19 protein-coding genes are annotated in these 24151 nt (G+C 37.5%); 17 read left to right on the top strand and 2 right to left on the bottom strand.

The genetic code is table 11. From position 1 onward, the window contains the following. Positions 1 to 40 precede the first annotated feature (40 nt). From alsS to OC457_RS05545, 10 genes are all read left to right on the top strand, one after another. Positions 41 to 1705: an acetolactate synthase AlsS gene (alsS, locus tag OC457_RS05590; RefSeq protein ID WP_080174781.1), complete on the top strand. Its 1665-nt coding sequence runs from the start codon at positions 41 to 43 to the stop codon at positions 1703 to 1705. Positions 1706 to 1716: 11 nt separating this feature from the next. After that, positions 1717 to 2436, top strand: a complete 720-nt coding sequence (gene budA / locus OC457_RS05585; RefSeq protein WP_080174780.1) for an acetolactate decarboxylase — start codon at positions 1717 to 1719, stop codon at positions 2434 to 2436. 234 nt (positions 2437 to 2670) lie between these two features. Further along, positions 2671 to 3897 carry an NRAMP family divalent metal transporter gene (locus OC457_RS05580; protein ID WP_080174779.1) on the top strand — a complete coding sequence of 409 codons (1227 nt, stop codon included), beginning with the start codon at positions 2671 to 2673 and terminating at the stop codon, positions 3895 to 3897. A 247-nt stretch (positions 3898 to 4144) separates the two neighbouring features. Continuing rightward, complete coding sequence (locus tag OC457_RS05575; protein ID WP_080174778.1) at positions 4145 to 5038, top strand: LysR family transcriptional regulator; 894 nt, start codon at positions 4145 to 4147, stop codon at positions 5036 to 5038. 542 nt (positions 5039 to 5580) lie between these two features. Then, positions 5581 to 6813: an NAD(P)/FAD-dependent oxidoreductase gene (locus tag OC457_RS05570; protein WP_080174777.1), complete on the top strand. Its 1233-nt coding sequence runs from the start codon at positions 5581 to 5583 to the stop codon at positions 6811 to 6813. Between the two features lie 216 nt (positions 6814 to 7029). After that, positions 7030 to 7641 (top strand): S-(hydroxymethyl)glutathione synthase, encoded by a 612-nt coding sequence (gene gfa / locus OC457_RS05565; RefSeq protein ID WP_080174776.1) that lies wholly within the window; start codon positions 7030 to 7032, stop codon positions 7639 to 7641. Between the two features lie 314 nt (positions 7642 to 7955). After that, positions 7956 to 8525: an S-(hydroxymethyl)glutathione synthase gene (gfa, locus tag OC457_RS05560; protein WP_080174774.1), complete on the top strand. Its 570-nt coding sequence runs from the start codon at positions 7956 to 7958 to the stop codon at positions 8523 to 8525. A 387-nt stretch (positions 8526 to 8912) separates the two neighbouring features. Continuing rightward, positions 8913 to 10043, top strand: coding sequence for an S-(hydroxymethyl)glutathione dehydrogenase/class III alcohol dehydrogenase (locus OC457_RS05555; RefSeq protein WP_256383143.1), 1131 nt, complete (start codon positions 8913 to 8915; stop codon positions 10041 to 10043). 360 nt (positions 10044 to 10403) lie between these two features. Further along, complete coding sequence (locus OC457_RS05550; protein WP_080175800.1) at positions 10404 to 11660, top strand: dicarboxylate/amino acid:cation symporter; 1257 nt, start codon at positions 10404 to 10406, stop codon at positions 11658 to 11660. Between the two features lie 285 nt (positions 11661 to 11945). Beyond that, the gene (locus OC457_RS05545; protein WP_162841694.1) at positions 11946 to 12083 is read left to right on the top strand and encodes a hypothetical protein; all 138 of its coding nucleotides are present in this window, start codon (positions 11946 to 11948) and stop codon (positions 12081 to 12083) included. Between the two features lie 18 nt (positions 12084 to 12101). Here OC457_RS05545 and OC457_RS05540 read toward each other — a convergent pair whose 3' ends face one another. Further along, a complete protein-coding gene (locus OC457_RS05540) occupies positions 12102 to 14420 on the bottom strand; it encodes an ATP-dependent helicase (RefSeq protein ID WP_080175801.1) in 2319 nt (772 codons plus the stop codon). A gap of 218 nt (positions 14421 to 14638) precedes the next feature. Here OC457_RS05540 and OC457_RS05535 point away from each other — a divergent pair, with 218 nt between their 5' ends. The 7 genes from OC457_RS05535 (at position 14639) to OC457_RS05505 (ending at position 22624) form a co-directional block, all read left to right on the top strand. Beyond that, a complete protein-coding gene (locus OC457_RS05535; protein ID WP_080175802.1) occupies positions 14639 to 15352 on the top strand; it encodes a DUF445 domain-containing protein in 714 nt (237 codons plus the stop codon). A gap of 241 nt (positions 15353 to 15593) precedes the next feature. After that, positions 15594 to 16358, top strand: a complete 765-nt coding sequence (locus OC457_RS05530; RefSeq protein WP_080175803.1) for a metal-dependent hydrolase — start codon at positions 15594 to 15596, stop codon at positions 16356 to 16358. 217 nt (positions 16359 to 16575) lie between these two features. Beyond that, positions 16576 to 17679: a phosphoribosylaminoimidazolesuccinocarboxamide synthase gene (locus OC457_RS05525; protein ID WP_080175804.1), complete on the top strand. Its 1104-nt coding sequence runs from the start codon at positions 16576 to 16578 to the stop codon at positions 17677 to 17679. 471 nt (positions 17680 to 18150) lie between these two features. Continuing rightward, on the top strand, positions 18151 to 18327 hold the full coding sequence (torE, locus tag OC457_RS05520) for a trimethylamine N-oxide reductase system protein TorE (protein WP_080175805.1): 177 nt from the start codon (positions 18151 to 18153) through the stop codon (positions 18325 to 18327). A 43-nt stretch (positions 18328 to 18370) separates the two neighbouring features. Next, positions 18371 to 19549 (top strand): pentaheme c-type cytochrome TorC, encoded by a 1179-nt coding sequence (gene torC, locus OC457_RS05515; protein ID WP_080175806.1) that lies wholly within the window; start codon positions 18371 to 18373, stop codon positions 19547 to 19549. 20 nt (positions 19550 to 19569) lie between these two features. Further along, the gene (torA, locus tag OC457_RS05510; RefSeq protein WP_080175807.1) at positions 19570 to 22038 is read left to right on the top strand and encodes a trimethylamine-N-oxide reductase TorA; all 2469 of its coding nucleotides are present in this window, start codon (positions 19570 to 19572) and stop codon (positions 22036 to 22038) included. Positions 22039 to 22327: 289 nt separating this feature from the next. Then, complete coding sequence (locus tag OC457_RS05505) at positions 22328 to 22624, top strand: hypothetical protein (protein WP_080175808.1); 297 nt, start codon at positions 22328 to 22330, stop codon at positions 22622 to 22624. 77 nt (positions 22625 to 22701) lie between these two features. On the opposite strand, the gene gnd is transcribed toward OC457_RS05505, so the two are convergent. Beyond that, positions 22702 to 24150 (bottom strand): decarboxylating NADP(+)-dependent phosphogluconate dehydrogenase, encoded by a 1449-nt coding sequence (gene gnd, locus OC457_RS05500; RefSeq protein ID WP_080175809.1) that lies wholly within the window; start codon positions 24148 to 24150, stop codon positions 22702 to 22704. Position 24151: the final 1 nt, after the last annotated feature.

Genomic DNA, 24151 nt, shown 5'->3' with positions numbered 1-24151 from the left:
ATGTTCTGAGCCGATAAATAATCATAACAATGAGGCTTATATGTCAAATAAAACTATCTCAGGTGCAGAGCTTGTCGTTGCAACCCTAAAAGCACACGATGTTCCGCATGTTTTTGGTATCCCTGGGGCTAAAATCGATTCAGTGTTTGATGCAGTATGCGACAATGGTCCTGAAATCATTATTTGTCACCACGAACAAAATGCCGCTTTCATGGCAGCCGCAACAGGTCGTTTAACAGGTAAAGCTGGTGTGTGTCTTGCCACATCAGGTCCTGGCGCATCCAATCTTGTTACTGGTGTTGCGACAGCAAATAGTGAAGGTGATCCTGTTGTTGCACTTGCTGGCGCGGTTCCCCTTTCGATGTATTCCCATAATACGCACCAATCAATGGATACACGTTCTCTGTTTAATCCTATTACTAAGTTTTCCGCTGAAGTAATGGATAGTGCATCTGTACCTGATGTTGTGCATAAAGCATTTCGTATTTCAGAGCAACCAACGCAAGGTGCAAGTTTTGTTAGCCTTCCTCAAGATGTACTAACTAACCAAATTCCTTTCATTCCAGTACAACAACCTAAGCCAATTTTATTTGGTGGTGCGCACCCACAAGCTATTCGCCAAGCGGCAGATCGTATTAATGCGGCTAAAAATCCCGTGTTATTATTAGGTATGGATGCGAGTCAGCCTTTTGTCGCTAGTGCCATTCGTCAATTACTTGAACAAACAAAAATTGCCGTAGTTAATACCTTTGCAGCGGCAGGTGTTATCTCTCATAATTTATATGATTGTTTTCTTGGTCGCGTAGGATTATTTAAAAACCAACCTGGTGATATTGCATTAAACAATGCTGATTTAATTATTACTATCGGTTACAGCCCAATTGAATACGATCCAATCTTATGGAATAAAGATGGAAAAACACCAATTATCCATGTGGGTTATCAACAAGCAGATTTAGAAGCGAGCTATAATCCTGTATCAGAAGTTGTTGGTGATCTTGCGGTCTCTGTTGCTTCTATTGCTGCTGAATTAGATCAGCGTGAATCACTTGAAAACAATCAAAAGTTTCAAGATTTACGTCAAGATCTACAACAAATTATGCGCATGGGCGTTAATAAAACATCATCAATGGGTGTTCACCCATTACGTTTTGTGCATGACCTACGCCGCTTTGTAAGTGATGATACAACTGTATGTTGCGATGTAGGCTCTATCTACATTTGGATGGCACGCTACTTCCACTCATTTGAACCACGTCGTCTATTGTTCAGTAACGGTCAACAAACATTAGGTGTTGCTTTACCTTGGGCTATCGCGGCATCACTACTGACTCCTAATGAAAAAGTTATTTCAATGTCAGGTGATGGTGGCTTCTTATTCTCATCAATGGAATTGGCTACAGCCGTTCGTCATAAATGTAATATTGTTCACTTCGTTTGGACAGATCACAGCTATGACATGGTTAAAATTCAGCAACTTAAAAAATACGGTCGTGAAAGTGCAGTTAGCTTCATGGGTCCTGATATTGTTAAGTATGCAGAAAGTTTTGGTGCGCATGGTTTAGCGATTAACACAGCAGATGATATTGAACCAGTACTTCGTAAAGCAATGGCATTAAGCGGTCCAGTATTAGTTAACGTTAACGTTGACTATCGTGATAACAGCCGCCTACTTGATCAACTTCACCCTTGCCAACAAGATTAAAGGAACACGTTATGAAAAATAAAAATAACGACAAAACATTTTACCAAACCTCAATGATGAGTGCCTTGATTGCAGGTTTATATCAAGGTGATTTTACAATTGGTCAGCTACTTGATCACGGTAACTTTGGTATTGGTACCTTTAATGACCTTGATGGTGAAATGATTATTTTAGGCGACGAAGTGTATCAGCTAACGAGTACCGGTGAAGTACATTTAGTTAGTCATGATATTACAACTCCCTTCGCTGGCGTAGTTAACTTTGAACCAACAGACAAAGTAAGTCTTATCGAGCTAACAAAAGCAGAATTTGAGGCTTGTCTAGAGAAAGATTTTGTTGCGAATAATGCAATTAATGCTATTCGTTTAACAGGTAAGTTTTCATACGTTAAAACACGTACTGTACCTGCACAACACCGTCCTTACCCACCGATGGTTGAAGTAGTAAAACATCAACCTATCGCTGAAATGACCCATGTTTCAGGCGTAATGATTGGCTTTAAAATTCCAGATTATATGATTGGTATTAATGTACCAGGATTCCATTTCCATTTTATTAGTGATGATCGTACTCAAGGCGGCCATGTAAGTGACTTTATTTTAACAGAAGGTACTACTGAAGTTGAAATATTTAAAGATTTCCATTTACGTATGCCTGCATCTCAAGAATTTGATCGTGCTGATTTAAATCCTGAAGATCTTAAAGCCGCTATTCATACAACAGAGAAGTAACCATAAACACATATTTTTCAAGCCCTGTTATTTATAATAATGGGGCTTTTTTTTACGTTTTAAAAAAACATTATTGACAATGGTTAAGACTCTCTCTATTATCCGCGCCAGCTAAAGCAATCGATTACATTGCATTACTTTTTTAGCAAAAATATCTCACCATAATGCAGCTGATCCCCATCAGTTGTCTTTCTATTTTTATAAATATGAGAGACTTTGATTTTGGGATTGATTATGCAAACTGACACATTAACTACCAGCACCTCCCCTAGCCAAACTAACTGGCAAAATAAAGCAATTTTAAGCGTTGCTTTTTTAATGGCGACAACATCTGTCGGACCGGGATTTTTAACCCAAACAGCTGTATTTACTAATATCTATAAGATTGATATGGCTTTTCCTGTTTTTGCTTCAATGTTTATTACTTTTGGTATTGTAATGAACTTATGGCGAATTGTTGGTGTTTCAGGTTTACGTATTCAAGACATTGCTAATAAAGTTGCACCAGGAATGGGATACTTTATTGGTATTTTGTTAGCACTTGGTGCTGTTGCTTTTAATTTTGGTAATGTAAGTGGTTCAGCCTTAGGCATGAATGTATTAACTGGACTAGATACTACTTGGGGAGCCATTTTTACAGGTGTTATTGGCAGTCTACTTTTCATTGTTCATAATGCATCTAAGCGTATGGATCAAATGGCACGTTACCTTGGGTTATTAATGATCGTATTAATTGCCTATGTTGCTCTTACCAATTTACCACCATTTGCACCAACTATTATTGCAGCAATTGCCCCCTCTGATTTTTCTAACCTTTTATTGCCAACTTTAACTATCGTCGGTGGTGCTGTTGGTGGTTATTACACCGGCGCACAACGCCTAATTGATGTCAAATTAACCGGTATAGAAAATACAAACAATGTCACCAAAACTGCGTGGGCAGGGATATCTATTGCTGTCATTATTCGTATCTTATTATTTTGTGCTGTATTAGGTGTTATCACAACCGGAGTAACATTAGATACATCGAACCCAGCAGCAGATGCATTTCGTCACGGCGCGGGGGATATTGGCTACTTTATTTTTGGCTTGGTTTTATTTGTTGCTTCAATTACTTCGGTAGTTGGCAACTCCTACATGGCCATATCATTAATAAAAACGCTGTTCCCTATTGTTGCTCGTAACGAAAAAACATGGTGCGTCGGATTTATAATGCTAACCACTATAGGTACTGTATTAATGAATATGCCTATTTTATTACTAATGTTAGCAGGACTAGTCAACAGTATTATTTTACCTATAGTGCTTGCAACAATGCTTGCCGCTACACGCAAACCTAATATTGTTGGTAACTATAAACATCCACTTTATCTGACTGTTATTGGTATTACTATTGTGATTATCATGAGCTTAGCAAGCTTATCTAACATCAGTGGTTTTATGACTAAATTCATGGGCTAATTTATGCGAGACATGTCATTCGATATGTCTCCTCTTTCAATTAATATTAAATTTTATTATCGCATCAAAACATAACACGTAACGACTTAGTTATAATTTAACAGTAAATATTAATATAAAATCACTAATAGTTGCTATTATGTATAGGATTTAGTTATATTAGAGCCGCTCCATTGATATCATTCTTATACAGTTTGATAAGATATGATTATATCCATAATAATAAAATAAGATGAATCGTTAAAAAATGAATATAAAGATTGAAACGCTAACCTCATTTATTGCTGCTGCTGAATATGGTTCATTTAGTGCTGCTGCACGACAGTTAAATAAAACTCAAGCTGCCGTTAGTCTCACGATTCAAAATTTTGAACTCGATTTAGGATTTCAAGTATTTGACCGTTCAAGTAAATGCCCTCGTCTTACTGAAAAAGGTGAGCATGTACTAAAAAATGCAAAGATAATGATGGCGCAATATCAAACATTTCTTGAGCGATCATTATCTATTTATCATATGAATGATGTTAAAATCAAGGTAGGTATCGACCCACTGGTTTGTAACGATAAAATACTTTCAATAATAAAAAAACTGTCCTCTGATTTGCCTAATATTGAATTATTTATTATGCAGCAAAATAGTAAGCGGTTAGCAGAAGAGATCAAGGCTAAAAATCTTGATATTGCGCTTGGTATATTTGATCAAGAAAATAAGATTAACCTAGAGTACACTCAAGCATTCAATATAAATGTCAGTTGGGTTGCAACTCAATCTTACCTTGATAAATTTAATGGCGGAGCAGCAACATTAAGCTATCAAGATTTCTGCCAACAGCGCCTCTTAATTCCAGCATCATTAGACTCGTTACCTTTTGATGAAGCAAAAGCAGCTTTGCAATTATGGCACGTTGAAGATATCCATACTATTTTATCATTATGCCGTGAAGACATTGGTATCTGTTGTTTACCTGATTTCGTATTGCAGCATGATCTTAAAAACGATCTCGTGCAAAAACTTAATCTTTCATTCAGTAAAATTACCAGTAATGTATGGTCAGCGTCCCTTATTTACCCTATTGGTTCTCAATTAAGTCCTGCTATTCATTGGCTTCAGGGACAAATTACTAATGTTGAATCATTTTAAATAATCCTTATTTAGCATGAGCATCTCACTCATGCTATATCTTCCCTTACCTCGTATCATTTAAATTCTTACGCTATAAGAATTACACCTCATTAGACTTTCTGTCATTATCCTTTTCTATATCTAGAATATGTATAGTTATGCAAATTATCTCTAAACATAAATCTCATCATTTCGCTAATAATTTATTGCATGTATTCTTTTAAACAGTCCATTTTGATGCTTTATTTTTACCACCCAGTAAAAGTTATTTGTTTTTTAAGATATTGTCATTATATTGGTTGGTAATATAATGGTCACCGTTGGCTCAACTTAAATATTTTAAAAAAAACACCCTGATTTAGTTCACAAAACTTGAATTTTGACCAATTTAATTGTCTTATATCAAAGAAATTCATTATATATAAGATATCAGGTAGCCGCCCTACGTATTAGGGCTCATAAAAAATCATTTTGTAGCAACGGATCAGCTCATAGCTTTAATGATGGAAAGACCATCCCCTGAGAATGATGTCTAGGGTTCACTTTTTGAGGTATTCGTTATGTCACGAATCGTTATTGTAGGTGGCGGTGCTGCCGGTATAGAACTATCAACGTTATTAGCAAAAGCTAATCGTAAAAAACATGAAATTATTTTGGTTGAACCAGAAACAGATCACTATTGGAAACCACGTCTGCATGAGATTGCTGCTGGTACTTTTGACCGTGAATTAGATTCGGTTTGCTATTTCACTCATGGTGCAATCAATGGTTACCAACATTATCAAGCTGCAATGACTGATATTGATCGTGAAAATAAAATGCTCGCTGTTCGTCGTAATGATGGTACAGAAGCAATGGTTAAATACGATTACCTTATTGTTGCTGTTGGTGCAGTAAGTAACGACTTTAACACCACTGGTGCTCGTGATAATTGTATTTTCCTTGATTCAGCAAGCCAAGCGCGTCATGCATGGAACAAGATCAGTCAATTATTGCGCGAAGGTAATGATCGTACTGTAAATATTGTTGGTGCAGGTGCAACAGGTGTTGAGCTTGCCGCTGAACTGGCGCGAGTGAGTCACAAACTGCAGCGTTACAATGCGGCAAAACTGACAATCAACTTGATTGAAGCAGCAGATCGTGTGTTACCAAATAGCCCACAAAAAATGTCGGCTAAAGTATTAAAAGAGCTACAACGTACAAACATTAATGTCATGTTAAATACTCGTATCAGTGAAGTGTCTGAACACGGTATGGTTACTGCAGATAATCAACCACTAGAAGCGGATATTCAATTTTGGGCTGCTGGTGTGAAAGCGCCTGAATGGTTAAAAGGGCTTGGTGGCTTAGAATATAATCGCATGAACCAAATTATTGTTAATGCAAACCTGACTACAACTATAGATGATAGCATTTTCTCTTTAGGTGATTGTGCATCTATTCCACAAGCTGATGGTAGTTTTGTTCCACCAAAAGCACAAGCGGCTAACCGTGCTGCAGTCCATTTAGCTAAAAGCTTAACGGCTTTATTACGTGGTAAAGAACTGACTGATTTTGAATTTAAAGATGGTGGGATGGTTGTTGCTGTTGGTCACCATTTTGCAGTAGGGTCATTTGCTCCTCATTCAAAAATGGCAAATAACTTAGTCTTTAAGGGACGTCTAATTCGTCGTCTTTACGATACGATTTTCCGTCTTCACCAACGTACCGTTGAAGGTATGTTTACTGTATCGCGTTTAATTATTACAAAACGCTTAAAAGCTTTATTCCAACCTAGTATTAATGGATTGTAATAAAAAACATGATAACTATTCGGCTAATAATATTAGCCGAATACCTAATACCTAATACCTAATACCTAATACCTAATACCTAATACCTAATACCTAATACCTAATACCTAATACCTAATACCTAATACCTAATACCTAATACCTAAATATATTACTGATGATATTTTTCATCACAAGTATTTAATACGCTTACCTTACTATATATAAGATAATATAATGAAAAAATTCTTTGCTAAATTATTCGGTAATAATACTGAAGGCTCAACGTCATCTTTTATTAAACTGCACCCTGCAATTGATAATGGAATCAAACCGACTAATAATACATTTGTGGGTGGTTCAATTAACTGTCAATGTCGAAAGAATCCAGTAACAGTAAAACTATCAGGACAAACAGCACATAATCACGCTTGTGGTTGCTCTAAATGTTGGAAACCTAAAGGCGCTTTATTTTCACAAGTAGCTGTTATCCCTCGCGATAAAGTTTCCGTAACCGCTAATGCTAAAAAATTAGTTATTGTTGATAAATCTGCGACAATAAAACGCCATGCTTGTAAAGATTGTGGGGTTCATATGTATGGACGTATTGAAGATGCTAACCACCCTTTTTATGGTCTAGATTTCGTTCATACAGAGCTTTCTAGTGAGCAAGGCTGGTCAGCACCTGCATTTGCTGCATTTGTCTCTTCTGTGATTGAGACAGGCACAGATCCTAAATCAATGCCTGCTATTCGTGATCGTTTTGAATCATTAGGTTTAGAAGCTTACGATTGCTTATCGCCTGATTTAATGGATGCTATTGCGACCCATATCAGTAAAAATAAATAAAATAACAGCTAATTTATTTCATTATAATAGTGCCCTTTTAAGTTGTGCCTTATTAGGGCTACCTATTTTTTTGATTGTTCCTACTTGGTAATAATCAATTACAATATCCGTTATTGTGAAAATCAAAATAACGTATAGAATATATTTCATCGACACAATATCTATATTTTTATTTGTTATTATCATAATTAATTTTTTCATTTTGATCGCACTTATACTACGTTAAATATAGTATTTTAAAAATGACCTTTTAAATTAATTATAATAAACAAAAAATAAATATTACTTAATAACAATCCAATAAGAGAAACATTATGTCTATATCTCTACACCCTTCAATTGATAACGGTTTCGCTGCAACTAAAGAAAACTTCCAAGGTGGCGTATTAAACTGTAACTGTGAGTCAAACACTGTACGTGTAAAACTATCAGGTCAAACTGCACATAACCACGCTTGTGGTTGTTCTAAGTGCTGGAAACCAGAAGGCGCTGTATTCTCACAAATCGCTGTTATTTCACGTAACAATGTTGAAGTAATTGCAAATGCTGAAAAACTTGTTGTTATCGACGAGTCTGCAGCAATTAAACGTCACGCTTGTAAAGAATGTGGTGTTCACATGTATGGTCGTATCGACAATACTAACCACCCATTCTTTGGTCTAGATTTTGTTCACACAGAACTATCTACTGACAAAGGTTGGTCTGCACCAGAGTTCGCTGCTTTTGTTTCTTCAATCATCGAAACTGGTACTGATCCAAAAGACATGACAGCTATCCGTGCTCGTCTAAATGAACTAGGCCTAAACACTTACGATTGCCTATCTCCAGCACTAATGGATGCAATCGCAACTCACGTTTATGCTCAAAATCATCCACAAGCATAATATTACACAACTATAGTGTGAAAAATTGAGGCAACATCCTTTTGGGGTGTTGCTTTTTTTTATTCGTATTTTGTATACCTTCTATAAAAAACAATAAACGTAACATATGTCATATTTTGATAATCACTAAATATCTAATCCATCATCATGGTCTACCCTAACCTCATCAACTTTAATTGCACGTTTAATGACTATAGTTAATATCAAAAAAACTTATATTATTACGCAGCAGTAATGATGATTTACCATTTTTAGGGATTATCAATCTTTAAGAAATAAATATAATAACCACATCAAGTCACACGAGCGGTATTAAACCTGTGACTATAATTAACAACGAACATTGTGCTTAAGCATGGGTCACAACTATTTTAAGTGAGTAAAACGATGACTGACAAATTTATCAAATCAAAAGCGGCTATTGCATGGGGTCCAAAACAACCACTTTCTGTTGAAGAAATTGATGTGATGTTACCTCGTGCTGGCGAAGTATTAGTTCGCATCGTTGCAACTGGCGTATGTCACACTGATGCATTCACATTATCTGGCGACGATCCAGAAGGTATCTTCCCTGCAATCCTTGGTCACGAAGGTGGCGGTATTGTTGAAATGATTGGTGAAGGCGTAACAAGTGTTGAAGTAGGCGATCACGTTATTCCGCTTTACACCGCTGAGTGTGGCAAGTGTAAATACTGCCTATCTGGCAAAACTAACCTTTGTCAGGCTGTACGTGAAACACAAGGTAAAGGCCTAATGCCAGATGGCACTACTCGTTTCTACAAAGACGGTCAGCCAATCTTCCATTACATGGGTTGTTCTACTTTCTCTGAGTACACTGTACTTCCTGAAATTTCTTTGGCTAAAATCAGCAAAGAAGCGCCACTTGAAGAAGTTTGTCTTTTAGGTTGTGGTGTAACAACTGGTATGGGCGCAGTACTTAACACTGCAAAAGTTGAAGAAGGCGACACTATCGCTGTCTTTGGCCTAGGCGGTATCGGTCTTGCTGCTATCATCGGTGGTACTATGGCTAAAGCAAGCCGTATTATTGCGATTGATATCAACGAAAGTAAGTTTGACTTAGCAATGAAGCTAGGTGCAACTGAATGCATCAACCCAATGAAATTTGACAAGCCAATTCAAGAAGTAATTGTTGAAATGACTGACGGCGGCGTTGATTACTCATTTGAGTGTATCGGTAACGTTAATGTTATGCGTTCAGCTCTTGAGTGTTGTCACAAAGGTTGGGGCGAATCAGTGATCATCGGTGTTGCTGGCGCAGGTCAAGAGATCTCTACCCGTCCATTCCAACTAGTGACTGGTCGTGTATGGCGTGGTTCTGCATTCGGTGGTGTTAAAGGCCGTTCAGAGCTTCCAGGTATCGTTGACCGTTACATGGCTGGTGAGTTCAAGCTTGACGATTTCATCTCATTTAACATGGGTCTAGAAGACATCAACAAGTCTTTTGACCTATTACACGAAGGTAAGAGTATCCGTACGGTTATTCACTTCGATAAGTAATTTATCATTTCATTTTGTCACTTTCTCAACGCATAGCAATATGCGTTGAGACTGTTTTATATTTACTTGTTCACTACCATACGCTAATGGATTAGCTGTTAACTTATTAACGATATTATTTTTGTTTTACAATACCTTATTTGGATATAAACCCAAATCATCGTTAATTGAGAATGGCATTTGCCACGCTCTGACATTTAATGTCAGAGCGTTTTTATTTTTACACTACAATTTATATTTAACATATCCCTTGGATTAGGCAATCTATATGTAAACCCGATATAACTAATAAGCCTTTAATACCAAGTTTTTCTTTTTATATTCTCATTACGAAACTGACACCGAACAGAGACCTTTTCCATGAACCGTCATCTATTCAAATCATTACCTTTCCAATTAATGGTTGCAGCTCTATTTGCATGGAGTCTCGCCTCTTTATTGCCCTTGCAAGTAGGTTTTGAACACACGACTGCTTTTAAATTATTAATGCTAACCAAAACAACCTATATCGGTTTACTCAAGATGTTGGTTGGTATTGTCGTGTTATTCTCATTACTGCAAGGTATTACAAGCATTGGCTCAACGTCACAATTAAAAACATTAGGTTATAAAACAATTGCTTTTTATAGTCTAACTTCAACCCTTGCCATTTGTTTAGGTCTTGGCGTCTCACTTGCGATCCCTAAATGGCCACATTTAGTTGATACAGCACAAGTAACCGTCGGTAGTCATATTCAATTAATTGATAGTAATACATCTTCTGGTGGGGCTATTGCAGAAAAATTATTTAACATGGCATTAGTTAACCCTTTTCAAGCATTAGCAACAACAAATCTATTAGCTATTGTCGTTTTTGCGCTATTACTAGGTATTGCTTTACTCGCAAGTTTGCCACCTAAACATCCTATTTTCGACATCATCTCAGGCCTTAACATTGCCATTAACCGTGTCGTATCGGTAGTTATTAAACTTGCACCTTTAGCCGTATTTGCAATTGTATTTCAGTTTACCGCTCAAAGTGGTAACAGTATTTTTGGTGAGTTAGCACTCTTCGCTTTATTGGTCTTTGTGCTGACATTAATTCACGGTGGAATAGTTTTACCTCTACTTGCAAAAGTATTTACAGGTATTAAATATTCAACGCTCTTTAGAGCCCTATCTGCTCCAATGGCAATGGCATTTGCAACTTCATCAAGCTCTGCAACTTTGCCGCTTTCATTACAAACAGCACAAGAAGATTTAGGTATATCACAACCGACGAGCAGTATGGTATTACCATTAGGTTCAATCATGAATATGGATGGTACAGCGCTGTTTGAAGGGGTTGCCGCTATTTTCTTAGCTCAACTATATGGTATTGATCTTGGAACATCAGGACTTATTATCATTTTTATTATGGCAATGGTGTCATCCATTGGTGCTCCAGGCATGCCATCAGGTTCAATGTCAGGTATGCAACTCGTATTACTCGCAGTAGGTATTCCACTTGAAGCAATCGCGATATTACTTATTATTGAGCGCCCACTGGATACTTTCCGTACTGCTGTTAATGTGGAAGGGGATTTAATAGCCGCTTTAGTCGTGGATAAATGGCAAAACCAGTCAACAAAAGTGTGATCTATGTCTTTTTTAGCATCTTATCGGCTTTTACAATAACGGCTTAATATTACTTTGACAGAAAAAAAATGCTGCCATAAAATTAACAAATAAGCACAACGTTTTATTACAAGTTAATCCATTATGCTTATTACTATTTTAACATCCTTTATATCCTTAGATTTTCTAACCGACGATATAATGGAGCGAAAAAGCTCAAGGACGATGTTAATTCACTAAAATTAAAGAATAATCGAGTAATTAACAGGATTATTCTTTATCTAATAATGAGTTAATAGAACGTTTATGATAAAAAAATTCTTACAAACATTTGGTCTCAAAAATACTGAAACTAAATCCCGTCAATTACGTGAACGTCTTGAATTTGCCGTTCAGCAAAATTTAGGCCAACGTGAAATGCGAGCTAATCGAGAGCATCGATAAATTATTTATTGTTCAGAGTTAACTATATTTACGAGCTTTGGCACGAGCGACAACAATAAGACGATTAATCAATACTTTTTGTTTCTCTGTGCCTGCTTGCCTCAATTCTCGTATAATACGTACCACTTCTGTTTCTAAATATTTGACCGTTTTTGTTTGTACCATACTTCGAATCAATTTCTCAGCTTTATCCGGTATAGGTTGCTGTAATGCCCACTCATAACTATATACACTCTCTCCCGTTACATTTAACTCTGGTAATGAAATAGAAGCGGGTTTTGGTGGTGATTGCATATCATCAAAACGTGCTAATCGACGATAATATCCCTGTACTACAGCTGATTTATGATATGGCAATTCACCACCATGATACAGTTGAGGTCCAATTTCCTGTGCGATCTCTGCCTTTGATTCTAGAATAAATTGACTGGCATTTTTGTCTTTACGGACATAATGATCTTTTTTGGTATTCTCAACCGTATAATATATTTTGGCACTATGTTTAGCCCGTGTTATCGCGACATAAGCAAGTCGACGCTCTTCTTCTGTATCAGCCGAAATGCCTAATGATGACCGGTTTACATAAGGAAAGGCATCTTTATCCCAATAAGGTAAATGAACTTGACTATACTCACACCCCTTAGCTCTGAAGATCGTGGTTAGTTGCACGCTGTTATTATGTTGTGCTTGGTTTTCAGCCGCAGATTGTTGAGTATAATATTCAAAATATTGTAGTGCTTTCTCACAATTTTGATCCATTGATTCTAATACAGTTTCAACACTGTCTAAACGCTCAACAGCCTCTTCTATTTCTGTTGCTGTTGCCTCTGTTTTCCAAATCCAACTATCAAGATCACTGTCACGGCGGTACTGCCTATAGACATCTAAAGCTTTAAAATTACCTTTACGCTGCAACATTAACAGCAATTCAATCCGATCTTTAAACGTGTCTAAATTTAATGTTGGTTGAATTTTTTCAGTTTGCTTTATTAATACTAACCACTCATTACTTGGTCGTTGTGATAATGACTCACACAATGGTCGTAAACTTTTGTTGGGCACATAACAATGTGGAAATGATAATAAATTAAACAGTAAATTGGCTTTATCATTATCAGCTAATGTCAAAAAACGCCCTGTCGCTAATATCATAATATCCATTAACAACTTTACTTCACGACTATGTGTTAATACCGAGCCAATAGGCATATGGTAAGGAATTTTCTTCGTTAAAAATGCCAATTCAAATAGCATTGCTTGTGACCAACGCCTAACTAAAATAGCAACGTCATCAGGTTGTCCGCCTTGTGAAATAAAATCAGCCACTGATTGAGCGATTTCACCCACTTGACGCGCTGTACCTATCACTTCAACAGACGTATCAGCTACTGATTCATGAGCAATAGTTTGAAAGTCATGAAATCGTTGCTTATTATTAGCAATCAAATGACTCGCAGTTAATGCTAGGCTATGACCAAATCGAAATGTATGCGATAAACTATATGTTGTTGCTGGTGCAAAATCTTGTTCAAAATTAAGCATAAATTGCGGCGCACTACCACGCCATTTATAAATACACTGATCGACATCTCCCACAGCAACTAATTGAGCCTGTGGTGATAATAGTAATTTCAGCAATTGATATTGCGCAGTATTTATATCTTGGAATTCATCAACCATCATAAATTGAATACATTGATGATAATGAGCCAGTAAAGCATGATCATTTTTTAGTAATTGAATAGTTTCTACTAGCCAATCATCAAAAAATAACTGTTTACGCTCTTTACGTATGGTTTCAAAATTCCAAAACGCTTCAATTATAAAAGCATATTCTCTATTAATTTCAGAGAGTTCAAACACTTCTTTAGGTGGCAGCATATGCGCTTTTACTAACCCAATAAAGCTCATTAATAATTCAATAGTACGGGGATCTTTAAACGTCTGTTGTTTTTGATATGATTTTTCTTGTGCTGCCATCTGACGTAATACAAGTTTAGCTATCGTTTTATCACTATCACCACTGTTAAAATCGATTTGATAACCCGTTGTCGATAAATAACCCGATTGCCTCAATAACTGAAAACAAAAACTATGAAAAGTATGTACGGGGACACGTTCTGCTGTCGGTATTTGAACTAATTTGGCTTTAAAATCAGTGCGAATATCGCGGTTAAACATTAATACCAACATCTTATCTGCGGATATAGTCTGTAATTTATGTTCAACAACTCCCACTAATGTTGTTGTTTTTCCCGTCCCAGCACCGGCCACACACAGTGCATTACCTGAATTATGATGAATAAAAGCAGTTTGTTCGGCGGTAAAACGGGTCATTAAAAATACTCAGTAAGACAATAAATGCATAGCTAGCGAGTATAACAACTGCCATGTAAAGTTTAAATCGCAAAGCCGTTATTGAAGGTGAACGAACGCAAATGTAGCGCTCACCAATTTCTATTGTTAGAATTTGAACTCATTATCAATGGCAAAATGCTATTTACTGACCACCCTATGACCGTGACTATCGGTGTTATAACTACTAAGAACTACACATGCTAAAAAACAAAAGTTTCATGACTAATGCCCTCTCTCTTCTACTTTTATTCATTGGTTATATTAGCAATCAACATATTATTCTTTATTGTGGTTTATTTGCCTTTTCAGGCGCATTAACCAATTGGCTTGCCATTTATATGTTATTTGAAAAAGTACCTGGACTTTATGGTTCAGGGGTTATTCCTGCTCGTTTTGAAGCATTTAAAGCTGCAATAAAAGCATTAATGATGGAACAGTTTTTCACTCAACAAAATATTAGCCGTTTTTTAAACCAAGATACTGACCAATCCGCATCACTTGATATGCAACCAATTATCAGCAAGATTGACTTCGCCCCAACATTTGATTCATTACTTGATGTGATTATGAACTCATCATTTGGAGGCATGATAACCATGATGGGAGGCCCAGAAGCGATGGAACCGTTACGAGAGCCATTCATAGCAAAAATGCAAGAATCAGTCATAGACATCAGCCAACAAGACAATTTTAAAGTTGCACTTAAACAACAATTAATTAAGCCTGAAACATTGAATGATATTGAAAGTAAAATTGAAGATATTATTGATCAACGTTTAAACGAGCTTACTCCTAAAATGGTTAAAGAAATGGTCCAAAAAATGATCAGTGAGCATCTTGGCTGGTTAGTGATCTGGGGAGGCGTATTCGGAGGTGTTATCGGTATTATATCAGCACTTATCACCGGCTAATCAAAACACATTTTGCTATCTAGTTGCCGTATTCTTTTTATATCGAATACGGCTGCTATACTGATTTTATGTGCCACTTATTCATAAATAATTTATCCCTCATCATTATCGCAAATATCAAAATTGATTCTTTTTCACTCAGTCAATTTCATTAATTGCACTAAAAGAGTGATAAATATTGAACTATGATAACTAACAATGATAAATACCTGTATATGTATCCAGTTGGAACTTATTTTTCTTGGCCAATTTCTCAACCCACTTCACGATTGCAGCAATTGTCAGTGGCTTAACAGCAACCACATTATTGTCTGCAGATCATATTAGCCCTAGCATTGCACTATGGATGACCTTTTTTGGCACCATCGGTGGACTTTTACCTGACATAGACTCAGATCATTCAACATCAATGAAAGCCTTATTTACGCTGTTAGCGGGGTTTTGTTGTTTTCTTCTCATTAGCCACATTTATACTCATGTGGCAATGTTAGAACTGATCCTGTATGTCGTATCATTGTTTATTACAATTCGTTATTTTGGCAAAGCAGTATTTGATCGTTGTACCGTCCACCGTGGTGCATGCCATTCTATTTCTTTTGTTACTCTGATAGCTCTTTGTTGTGTGCATATTTGTGTATTACTCGGCCATACGGCAACAAATAGTTGGTTTGCAGGCTGTTTTGTATTGCTTGGCGGGATTGTTCATTTAGTCTTAGATGAAATATACAGTGTTGATTTATCAAATAAACGCTTTAAATCATCATTTGGTACGGCACTGAAACCCTTTGCCTTTACTAAACCTTTTATTAGCCTTGCCCAAATTATCGCTATTGTTATTTTATTTGAGCTAGCACCAAGTTATGACGGTGCATTACAGGTCGTCACTAATTGGAGTCATTTTCAATTCACACCTGAATGGTTCAATATAAACGATACTAAACAATGGTTATTGCATATGTTTTATATCACACCACGTGATTTGCATGCCTTTTATCAACGTTTTTAATTCCCACTAGCACACTATCTCATAATATAAAGTATGGTATTCCACTACCATATTTTATATTTAGTTTGCTTTAAAACCAAAAAAGCAATCGTTTGCTTTTTTACTGGCAGTCCAAGATTGAACCGAGTATTATGGATGATAAGATGAGTACTTAACGTGATTTTCATCTTAAGTACTCTGTATTTCGATGTCATTATTTTGAAATAGGAATTTCACCATGAACCTTGCAGATCAAGTTCTTGCCGTCAATGACGACCTTCCCATTCGTACAGATAAACCCGTTCATAGTGGAAAAGTACGCTCTGTTTATTGGCTAACAGAAGCAGACAGTCGTCGTCTTATTCAACAAAAAGGCTACAACGTTCAACCTGATGCCCCTCTTGCTATTATGATTATCAGTGATCGTATCTCTGCCTTTGACTGTATTTGGCATGGCGAAGGTGGTTTGAAAGGTGTTCCAGGTAAAGGGGCTGCACTCAACGCAATCTCAAATCATTGGTTTAAACTATTTAAAGATAATGGCTTAGCCGATAGTCATATTCTCGATATTCCTCATCCATTTGTCTGGATAGTACAGAAAGCAAAACCAGTAATGGTGGAAGCTATTTGTCGCCAATATATTACAGGTTCAATGTGGCGATCATATACTCAAGGTGAACGTCAATTCTGTGGTATTCAACTCCCAGAGGGATTGACGAAAGATCAAAAACTACCCCAACTACTGATGACACCATCAACAAAAGGCATTCTAAAAGGCATTCCTAATGTACCAGAAGCTGACGATGTTAATATAACTCGTGACGATCTCATTAATAATTATCAGGCTTTCAATTTCCGTAATATTGATGATATTGGATACTATGAAAAACTATTAACTGATGGTTTTACAGTTATTAGTAATGAATTAGCGCAGTTAGACCAAATTTTTGTTGATACTAAATTTGAATTTGGCTACGTCACAGATACCAGTGGTAATGAAAAACTTATCTATATGGATGAAGTTGGTACACCAGATTCATCACGAATTTGGGACGGTGCCGCTTATCGTGACGGACAAATTATTGAAAATTCCAAAGAAGATTTCCGTCAAGTCTTACTCAATTATTTTCCAGATCCAGATATCTTATTAAATAAAGAACGGATGCCTGAACGTTTTGCATTAGCCGCAAACAATGCTCTTCCTCAAGAGATATTGATGCAGATATCTAAAATATATACCAATATCGCAGAAAAGATCACCGGACAATCAATTATTCTAAGCCAAGATCCAAAAAATGAAATTATTGACATCTTACGTCGAGAATACCAATTAATTGATTAATCGTTAGTTGAGAGCTATCTAATAGCTCTCTCTTTTTATTAAAAATACTGCTTGTATTACGTCTTAATAAGTAATTTTATTAACAATTAAGCTTATGATGACTTTCATTAAATACATTTCCAATCATCACATCTCCGATTATCAACCAACACAACCAATCAATAACATCATAACAGTTAACAACAACACCAATAACACGCCATAAACACCAACAAAAAACAAACATCACTATCGCTTTATTTAATACGTACATTGTAACAATTACACGCAATTAATAATTAAATTATATATCTTTATTTTTAATATTAATAAATCAGTTTAAATTCAAAAAAATACTATTTTAATAACAAAATAATGCATTTAGTAATTGAATAAGTACAGCGGTCTACCTTATGATCACATTGAAATTCAAATTGATATAACTATTTATAAAAAATAACTTTCACTTTTAACTCATTTTTAGGAGGTTTTATGAGCAGTATTACTGATTCTACTGCCAAGAAAACACGTAGCCGCGAATGGAAAATGTTCCTTTTCATTATCATTTTCCTGTTCCCTATTTTAAGTGTCATTTTCGTTGGTGGTTACGGTTTCACAGTGTGGATGTTGCAATTGTTTGTCTTTGGTCCTCCCGGTCACGGTGGTTGATTCCCTACTTTACGCTGTAAGCATCATATAAAGAGATACAATAATGAAAGCATTTTTGAAAAGAGCTTGGCTAACCCTATCACGTCCAAGTGTTCATATTAGCCTCGGAGTGCTCGCACTCGGTGGCTTTGTTGCAGGTATTATTTTCTGGGGTGGATTTAATACAGCCCTTGAAAAAACCAATACTGAAGAATTCTGTGTAAGCTGTCATGCTGACAATGTCGTGCCTGAATATGTTAATACTATTCATGATAAAAACCGCTCAGGTGTTCGAGCAACCTGTCCTGATTGTCACGTTCCTCACGATTGGACTGACAAAATTTCACGAAAAATACAAGCAAGTAAAGAAGTCTTTGCCCACTTTGCTGGCTTTATTGATACTCCTGAAAAATTTGAAGATCGCCGCATTGTGCTAGCACAGCATGAATGGGAACGTTTCAAAGCTAATGGTTCACAAGAATGCCGTGATTGCCATGATTACAAAGGTATGGACTTTGAAAAAATGTCACCCGTTGCTCGCGTACAAATGAAAAACGCCGCCGAGCGAGATCAAAGCTGTGTCGACTGCCATAAAGGGATTGCGCACCACTTACCAAAAGATATGGATACCAGTGGTGGCATGGTATCAGAGTTAGTTCAACTTTCTCATGGAACGGACTACAGCAAAGGCGAAGAGATTTATAGCGTTCGCTTCTTACCTGTTTATGAAGACAAAGCCATGAAAGTTGAGGCCGGTATTCTAAACCCAGCTTCTGGTGTCAAAGTCATTGATGAAACCGATGATGCCGTTGAAGTTGAAATTGCAGGTTGGCGTAAAGATAAAGGCTACGGTCGTGTTATTCAGGAAGATTTTGGTATGAATATTCCTGTTGCTTCTTTACTTAAAGAATCGGCACAGAACGATAAAGTCGTTGATAAATACGAAGAGAAAGTTGATGACTTAACCGGTCTTCCTTGGCAGCGTGTAACAGCAACAGTATGGATGCCTAAAGATTCATTAGTCAATGACATCACACCAGTATGGGCGCAAGCAAAAACAGCTTACACCACCAACTGTTCAGTATGTCACACCCAACCAGCTGAATCACACTTTGATGCCAATACATGGCCAGGCATGTTTAACGGTATGTTGGCATTTGTAAACTTTGACCGTGATAGCGAAGCTATTGTATTGAAGTACTTACAGAAGCATTCTTCTGATTTTTCTAATGACCAACACTAAGCATTGATGGAGTAAATACTATGTCTGTATCAAGACGCTGTTTTCTAAAAGGTATTGCCACAACAAGTGCGGCAACAGTGATTGGTCCGAGCCTACTCGCCTCTGCAAAAGTGTTTGCAAGTGACGATATAGGTCAAGGCACATGGCGCTATTCAGGTTCACATTGGGGTGCATTCCGTGCACAAATCTACGCGGGTAAAGTACAACAAATTGAAGCGATTGAAATAGATAAAAATCCAACCGAAATGCTCAATGGCATTAAAGGTATTATCTATAATCCATCACGTGTTCGTTATCCAATGGTACGTCTAGACTGGCTTAAAAAGCATAAGTTCAGTGGCGAAACGCGCGGTAATAATCGCTTTGTCCGCGTAACATGGGATGAAGCATTAGATCTGTTCTACCGTGAGCTTGAACGTATTCAAAAAGACTATGGTCCATGGGCGCTCCACGCTGGTCAAACAGGCTGGCGTCAAACTGGTCAATTCCATAGTTGTACGAGTCATATGCAACGTGCTGTTGGTATGCATGGTAACTACATCACCAAAGTTGGCGACTACTCAACAGGTGCAGGCCAAACCATCATGCCTTACGTACTAGGTTCGACTGAAGTGTATGCTCAAGGTACATCATGGTCTGAAATTTTAGACAACAGTAAGAATATTATTTTGTGGGCTAACGATCCCGTTAAAAACCTCCAAGTAGGTTGGAACTGTGAAACCCATGAGTCCTACCCTTACCTTGCACAACTTAAAGAAAAAGTGGCAACAGGTGAGATCAATGTTATTTCGGTAGATCCGGTTAAAAATAAGACTCAACGTTACTTAGAAAACACGCATCTTTATCTTCACCCACAAACGGATGTGCCGTTTATGTTGGGTGTGACGCACACACTTTACACTGAGAACCTTTACGATAAAGAATTCATCAAGATGTATTGCTTGGGCTTTGACGAGTTCATTGGTTACGTAACAGGCGAAACCAAAGACAAGGTTGAGAAAACACCTGAATGGGCGGCTGAAATTTGTGGCGTACCCGCTGATCAAATTCGTGAGTTTGCTCGTATGCTAGTTAAAGAGCGTACTCAAATTCTGTTTGGTTGGTGTATTCAACGTCAAGAACATGGTGAGCAACCTTACTGGATGGGGGCGGTTATTGCGGCGATGGTTGGCCAAATTGGCTTACCTGGCGGTGGTATTTCTTATGGTCATCACTACTCAGGTATCGGTGTGCCATCAACGGGATTTGCCGCACCAGGTGGTTTCCCTCGTAACGTCGATGAAGGTCAAAAACCCAAATGGGATAACAACGATTTCAATGGTTATAGTCGTACTATTCCTGTTGCTCGTTTTGTTGACTGTATTTTAGAACCCGGCAAAGAAATTAAGTACAACGGCTCTAAAGTCATTCTGCCTGATTACAAAATGATGGTGATCAGCGGTAACAACCCTTGGCATCACCACCAAGATCGTAACCGCATGAAGCAAGCGTTCCAAAAATTACAAACTGTAGTAACGATTGATTTTGCATGGACAGCAACCTGTCGTTTCTCTGATATTGTACTGCCAGCATGTACTCAATTTGAACGTAACGACATTGACGTTATGGGCTCATACAGTGGTCGCGGTTTAATTGCGATGCAAAAATTAGTGGATCCGTTATATCAATCAAAAACTGACTTTGATATTTTCACCGAATTATCACGTCGCTTTGGTAAAAATAATGAATACACCCGTGGCATGGATGAAATGCAATGGGTTCAAATGCTGTATAACGATTGCCGTAAAGCTAACGCTGGCAAATTCGACATGCCTGAGTTTAATGTATTCTGGCAGCAAGGTTTCCTCGATTTTGGTACGGGTAAGCCTTGGGTTCGCCATGCTGATTTCCGTCAAGATCCTGAAATCAATGCACTGGGTACACCGTCAGGCTTCATTGAAATATCAAGCCGAAAAATTGCTCGTTATGGCTATGAACACTGTCAAGGTCACCCTATGTGGTTTGAAAAAACAGAACGTTCTCATGGTGGACCTGGTTCTGATAAACACCCATTCTGGATGCAATCTTGTCACCCCGATAAGCGTTTGCACTCACAAATGTGTGAATCAGATGAATTCCGCGCAACTTATACAGTGCAAGGACGTGAACCTGTTTATATCAATCCGAAAGATGCTGCGGCTAAAGGTATTAAAGACGGTGATGTAGTACGGGTATTTAATGACCGCGGTCAATTACTTGCAGGGGCTGTTGTCACAGATAGCTACCCACAAGGTGTCGTCCGTATAGAGGAAGGCGCATGGTACGGTCCATTAAATGAAAAAGTTGGTGCGATTGATACTTATGGTGATCCAAATACTCTAACCATGGATATTCCAACCTCTGAATTAGCACAAGCGACCAGTGCTCAAACATGTTTGGTCAATATTGAAAAATTCAAAGGCGAATTACCACCAGTAACCGCCTTTGGTGGCCCCATTGAAGTAAGTTAATCATTTGATTTTAAAGTGATATTTAAACCCTCGTACTCTTAATAGATGCGAGGGTTTATTTTTACCCAAAAATCACTGTAATTAACACTCATCAACAGATAATTAAGACTTCACTCAGCAGCGTTGTTACTGATTAATATGTATCAAAAAAGAGACGTTTGTTTATTTTTCGTCAAACTTATTGTGCATATATTGATCAATATTGAAATGTAAGCGAAAATTATCTTATAGGCATGGAGGTTTATAACAATTGTATGTTTATGGATATTTGACTTTAAAGGTACAGAATATGTCAGGTTTCGCCTACCCCCACACTTGCCCATTAATTGACAGAGAAATAGGTCGCGCCAGAGGTGATCTAACAATTTATGCGCGTGATTTATTGCGTTCTTACAATATTGAAATCAGTGGTAAAGAGATGCTACTTGCTGGTGAAGAGTTATTTAGTGCACTGAGTGATATTTTTGAAAAAACACGTACAACAAATGAAGATATGCGCACAGAGGCACACAAGCAAATAGTGGCACTTGAAGCAGAAAATATGGAATTACGCGCATTATTATATTGCCAGCGCATGGCCAGCTAAATGCAAATAACTCACAATAAACCACGTATAAAAAAAGCCACCGTTTCGGTGGCTTAATTATTTCTATCACTTACGCATTATACGTCGTAAGTTGTCGATGCAGTATCACCGCCAGTACCCGTCCAGTTTGTATGGAAGAACTGACCACGAGGCTGATCAACACGCTCATAAGTGTGAGCACCAAAGTAGTCACGCTGTGCTTGGATCATATTCGCAGGTAGGCTTGCTGTTGTATAGCCATCAAGGAATGTTAGTGCTGATGTCATAGTTGGCATTGGCAAACCAATTTCCATCGCTTTTGATGCAACTTTACGCCATGCAGGCATGCTGCTTAGTAAAATATCTTTGAAATATGTATCTGAACCAAGGAATTTAATGTCTGGGTTCACATCGTATGCATCACGAATATTACCAAGGAATGCGCTACGAATAATACAACCACCACGCCACATAAGTGCAACGTTACCGTAGTTTAGATCCCAGTTAAATTCTTCTGAAGCTTCACGAATTAACATAAAACCTTGTGCGTAAGAAATGATCTTAGAAGCAAGTAGTGCTTGACGTAATGCATCAACCCACTCTTTCTTATCACCATCAATTTTAGCAATCGTCTTACCAAATAGGCTTTCAGCTTCAACACGTTGATCTTTCATTGAAGAAACACAACGCGCAAATACAGCTTCTGTGATTAACGTTAGAGGAATACCTAAATCTAGCGCATTAATACCCGTCCACTTACCAGTACCTTTTTGACCAGCAGTATCAAGGATTTTCTCAACCAGTGGTTGACCATCTTCATCTTTATAGCCGAGAATTTCAGCTGTAATTTCAACTAAATAACTATCTAGCTCAGTTTTATTCCACTCTTGGAAAATCGCTTGCATCTCATCGTGAGAAAGCTCAAGACCAGATTTCATAAAGTGATATGCTTCGCTGATTAGCTGCATGTCACCGTATTCAATGCCATTGTGAACCATTTTAACGAAGTGGCCCGCACCATCTTTACCAACCCAATCACAACAAGGCTCACCTGCTGCTGTTTTTGCAGAAATAGCTTGGAAGATTGGTTTGATCGCCGGCCATGCAGCTTCAGAACCACCCGGCATGATTGAAGGACCAAAACGTGCGCCTTCTTCACCACCAGAAACACCTGAACCTACGTACAATAAACCTTTGGCTTCAAGCTCTGCAACACGACGGTTAGTATCTGGGTAGTTTGAGTTACCACCATCAATGATAATATCGCCTTTATCTAGTAATGGTACAAGTTGGTCGATAAATGCATCAACAACATCACCCGCACGAACCATCAGCATGATCTTACGTGGTGATTCTAGTTTAGACACCAAATCTTCTAATGATGTCGCACCAATAATGTTAGTGTCCTTTGCTGGACCTTCAAGGAATTCTTCTACTTTAGAAACGGTACGGTTAAACGCAACAACTTTAAAACCATGGTCGTTCATATTAAGGATCAAGTTTTGACCCATAACAGCTAAACCAATAACACCGATATCGCCTTTCATA

This window comes from Photobacterium toruni, from assembly GCF_024529955.1.
Taxonomy (GTDB): Bacteria; Pseudomonadota; Gammaproteobacteria; order Enterobacterales; family Vibrionaceae; genus Photobacterium; species Photobacterium toruni.
The sequence above is the reverse complement of the archived record's forward strand: the minus strand, read 5'-3'. Positions and strand labels throughout refer to the sequence as shown.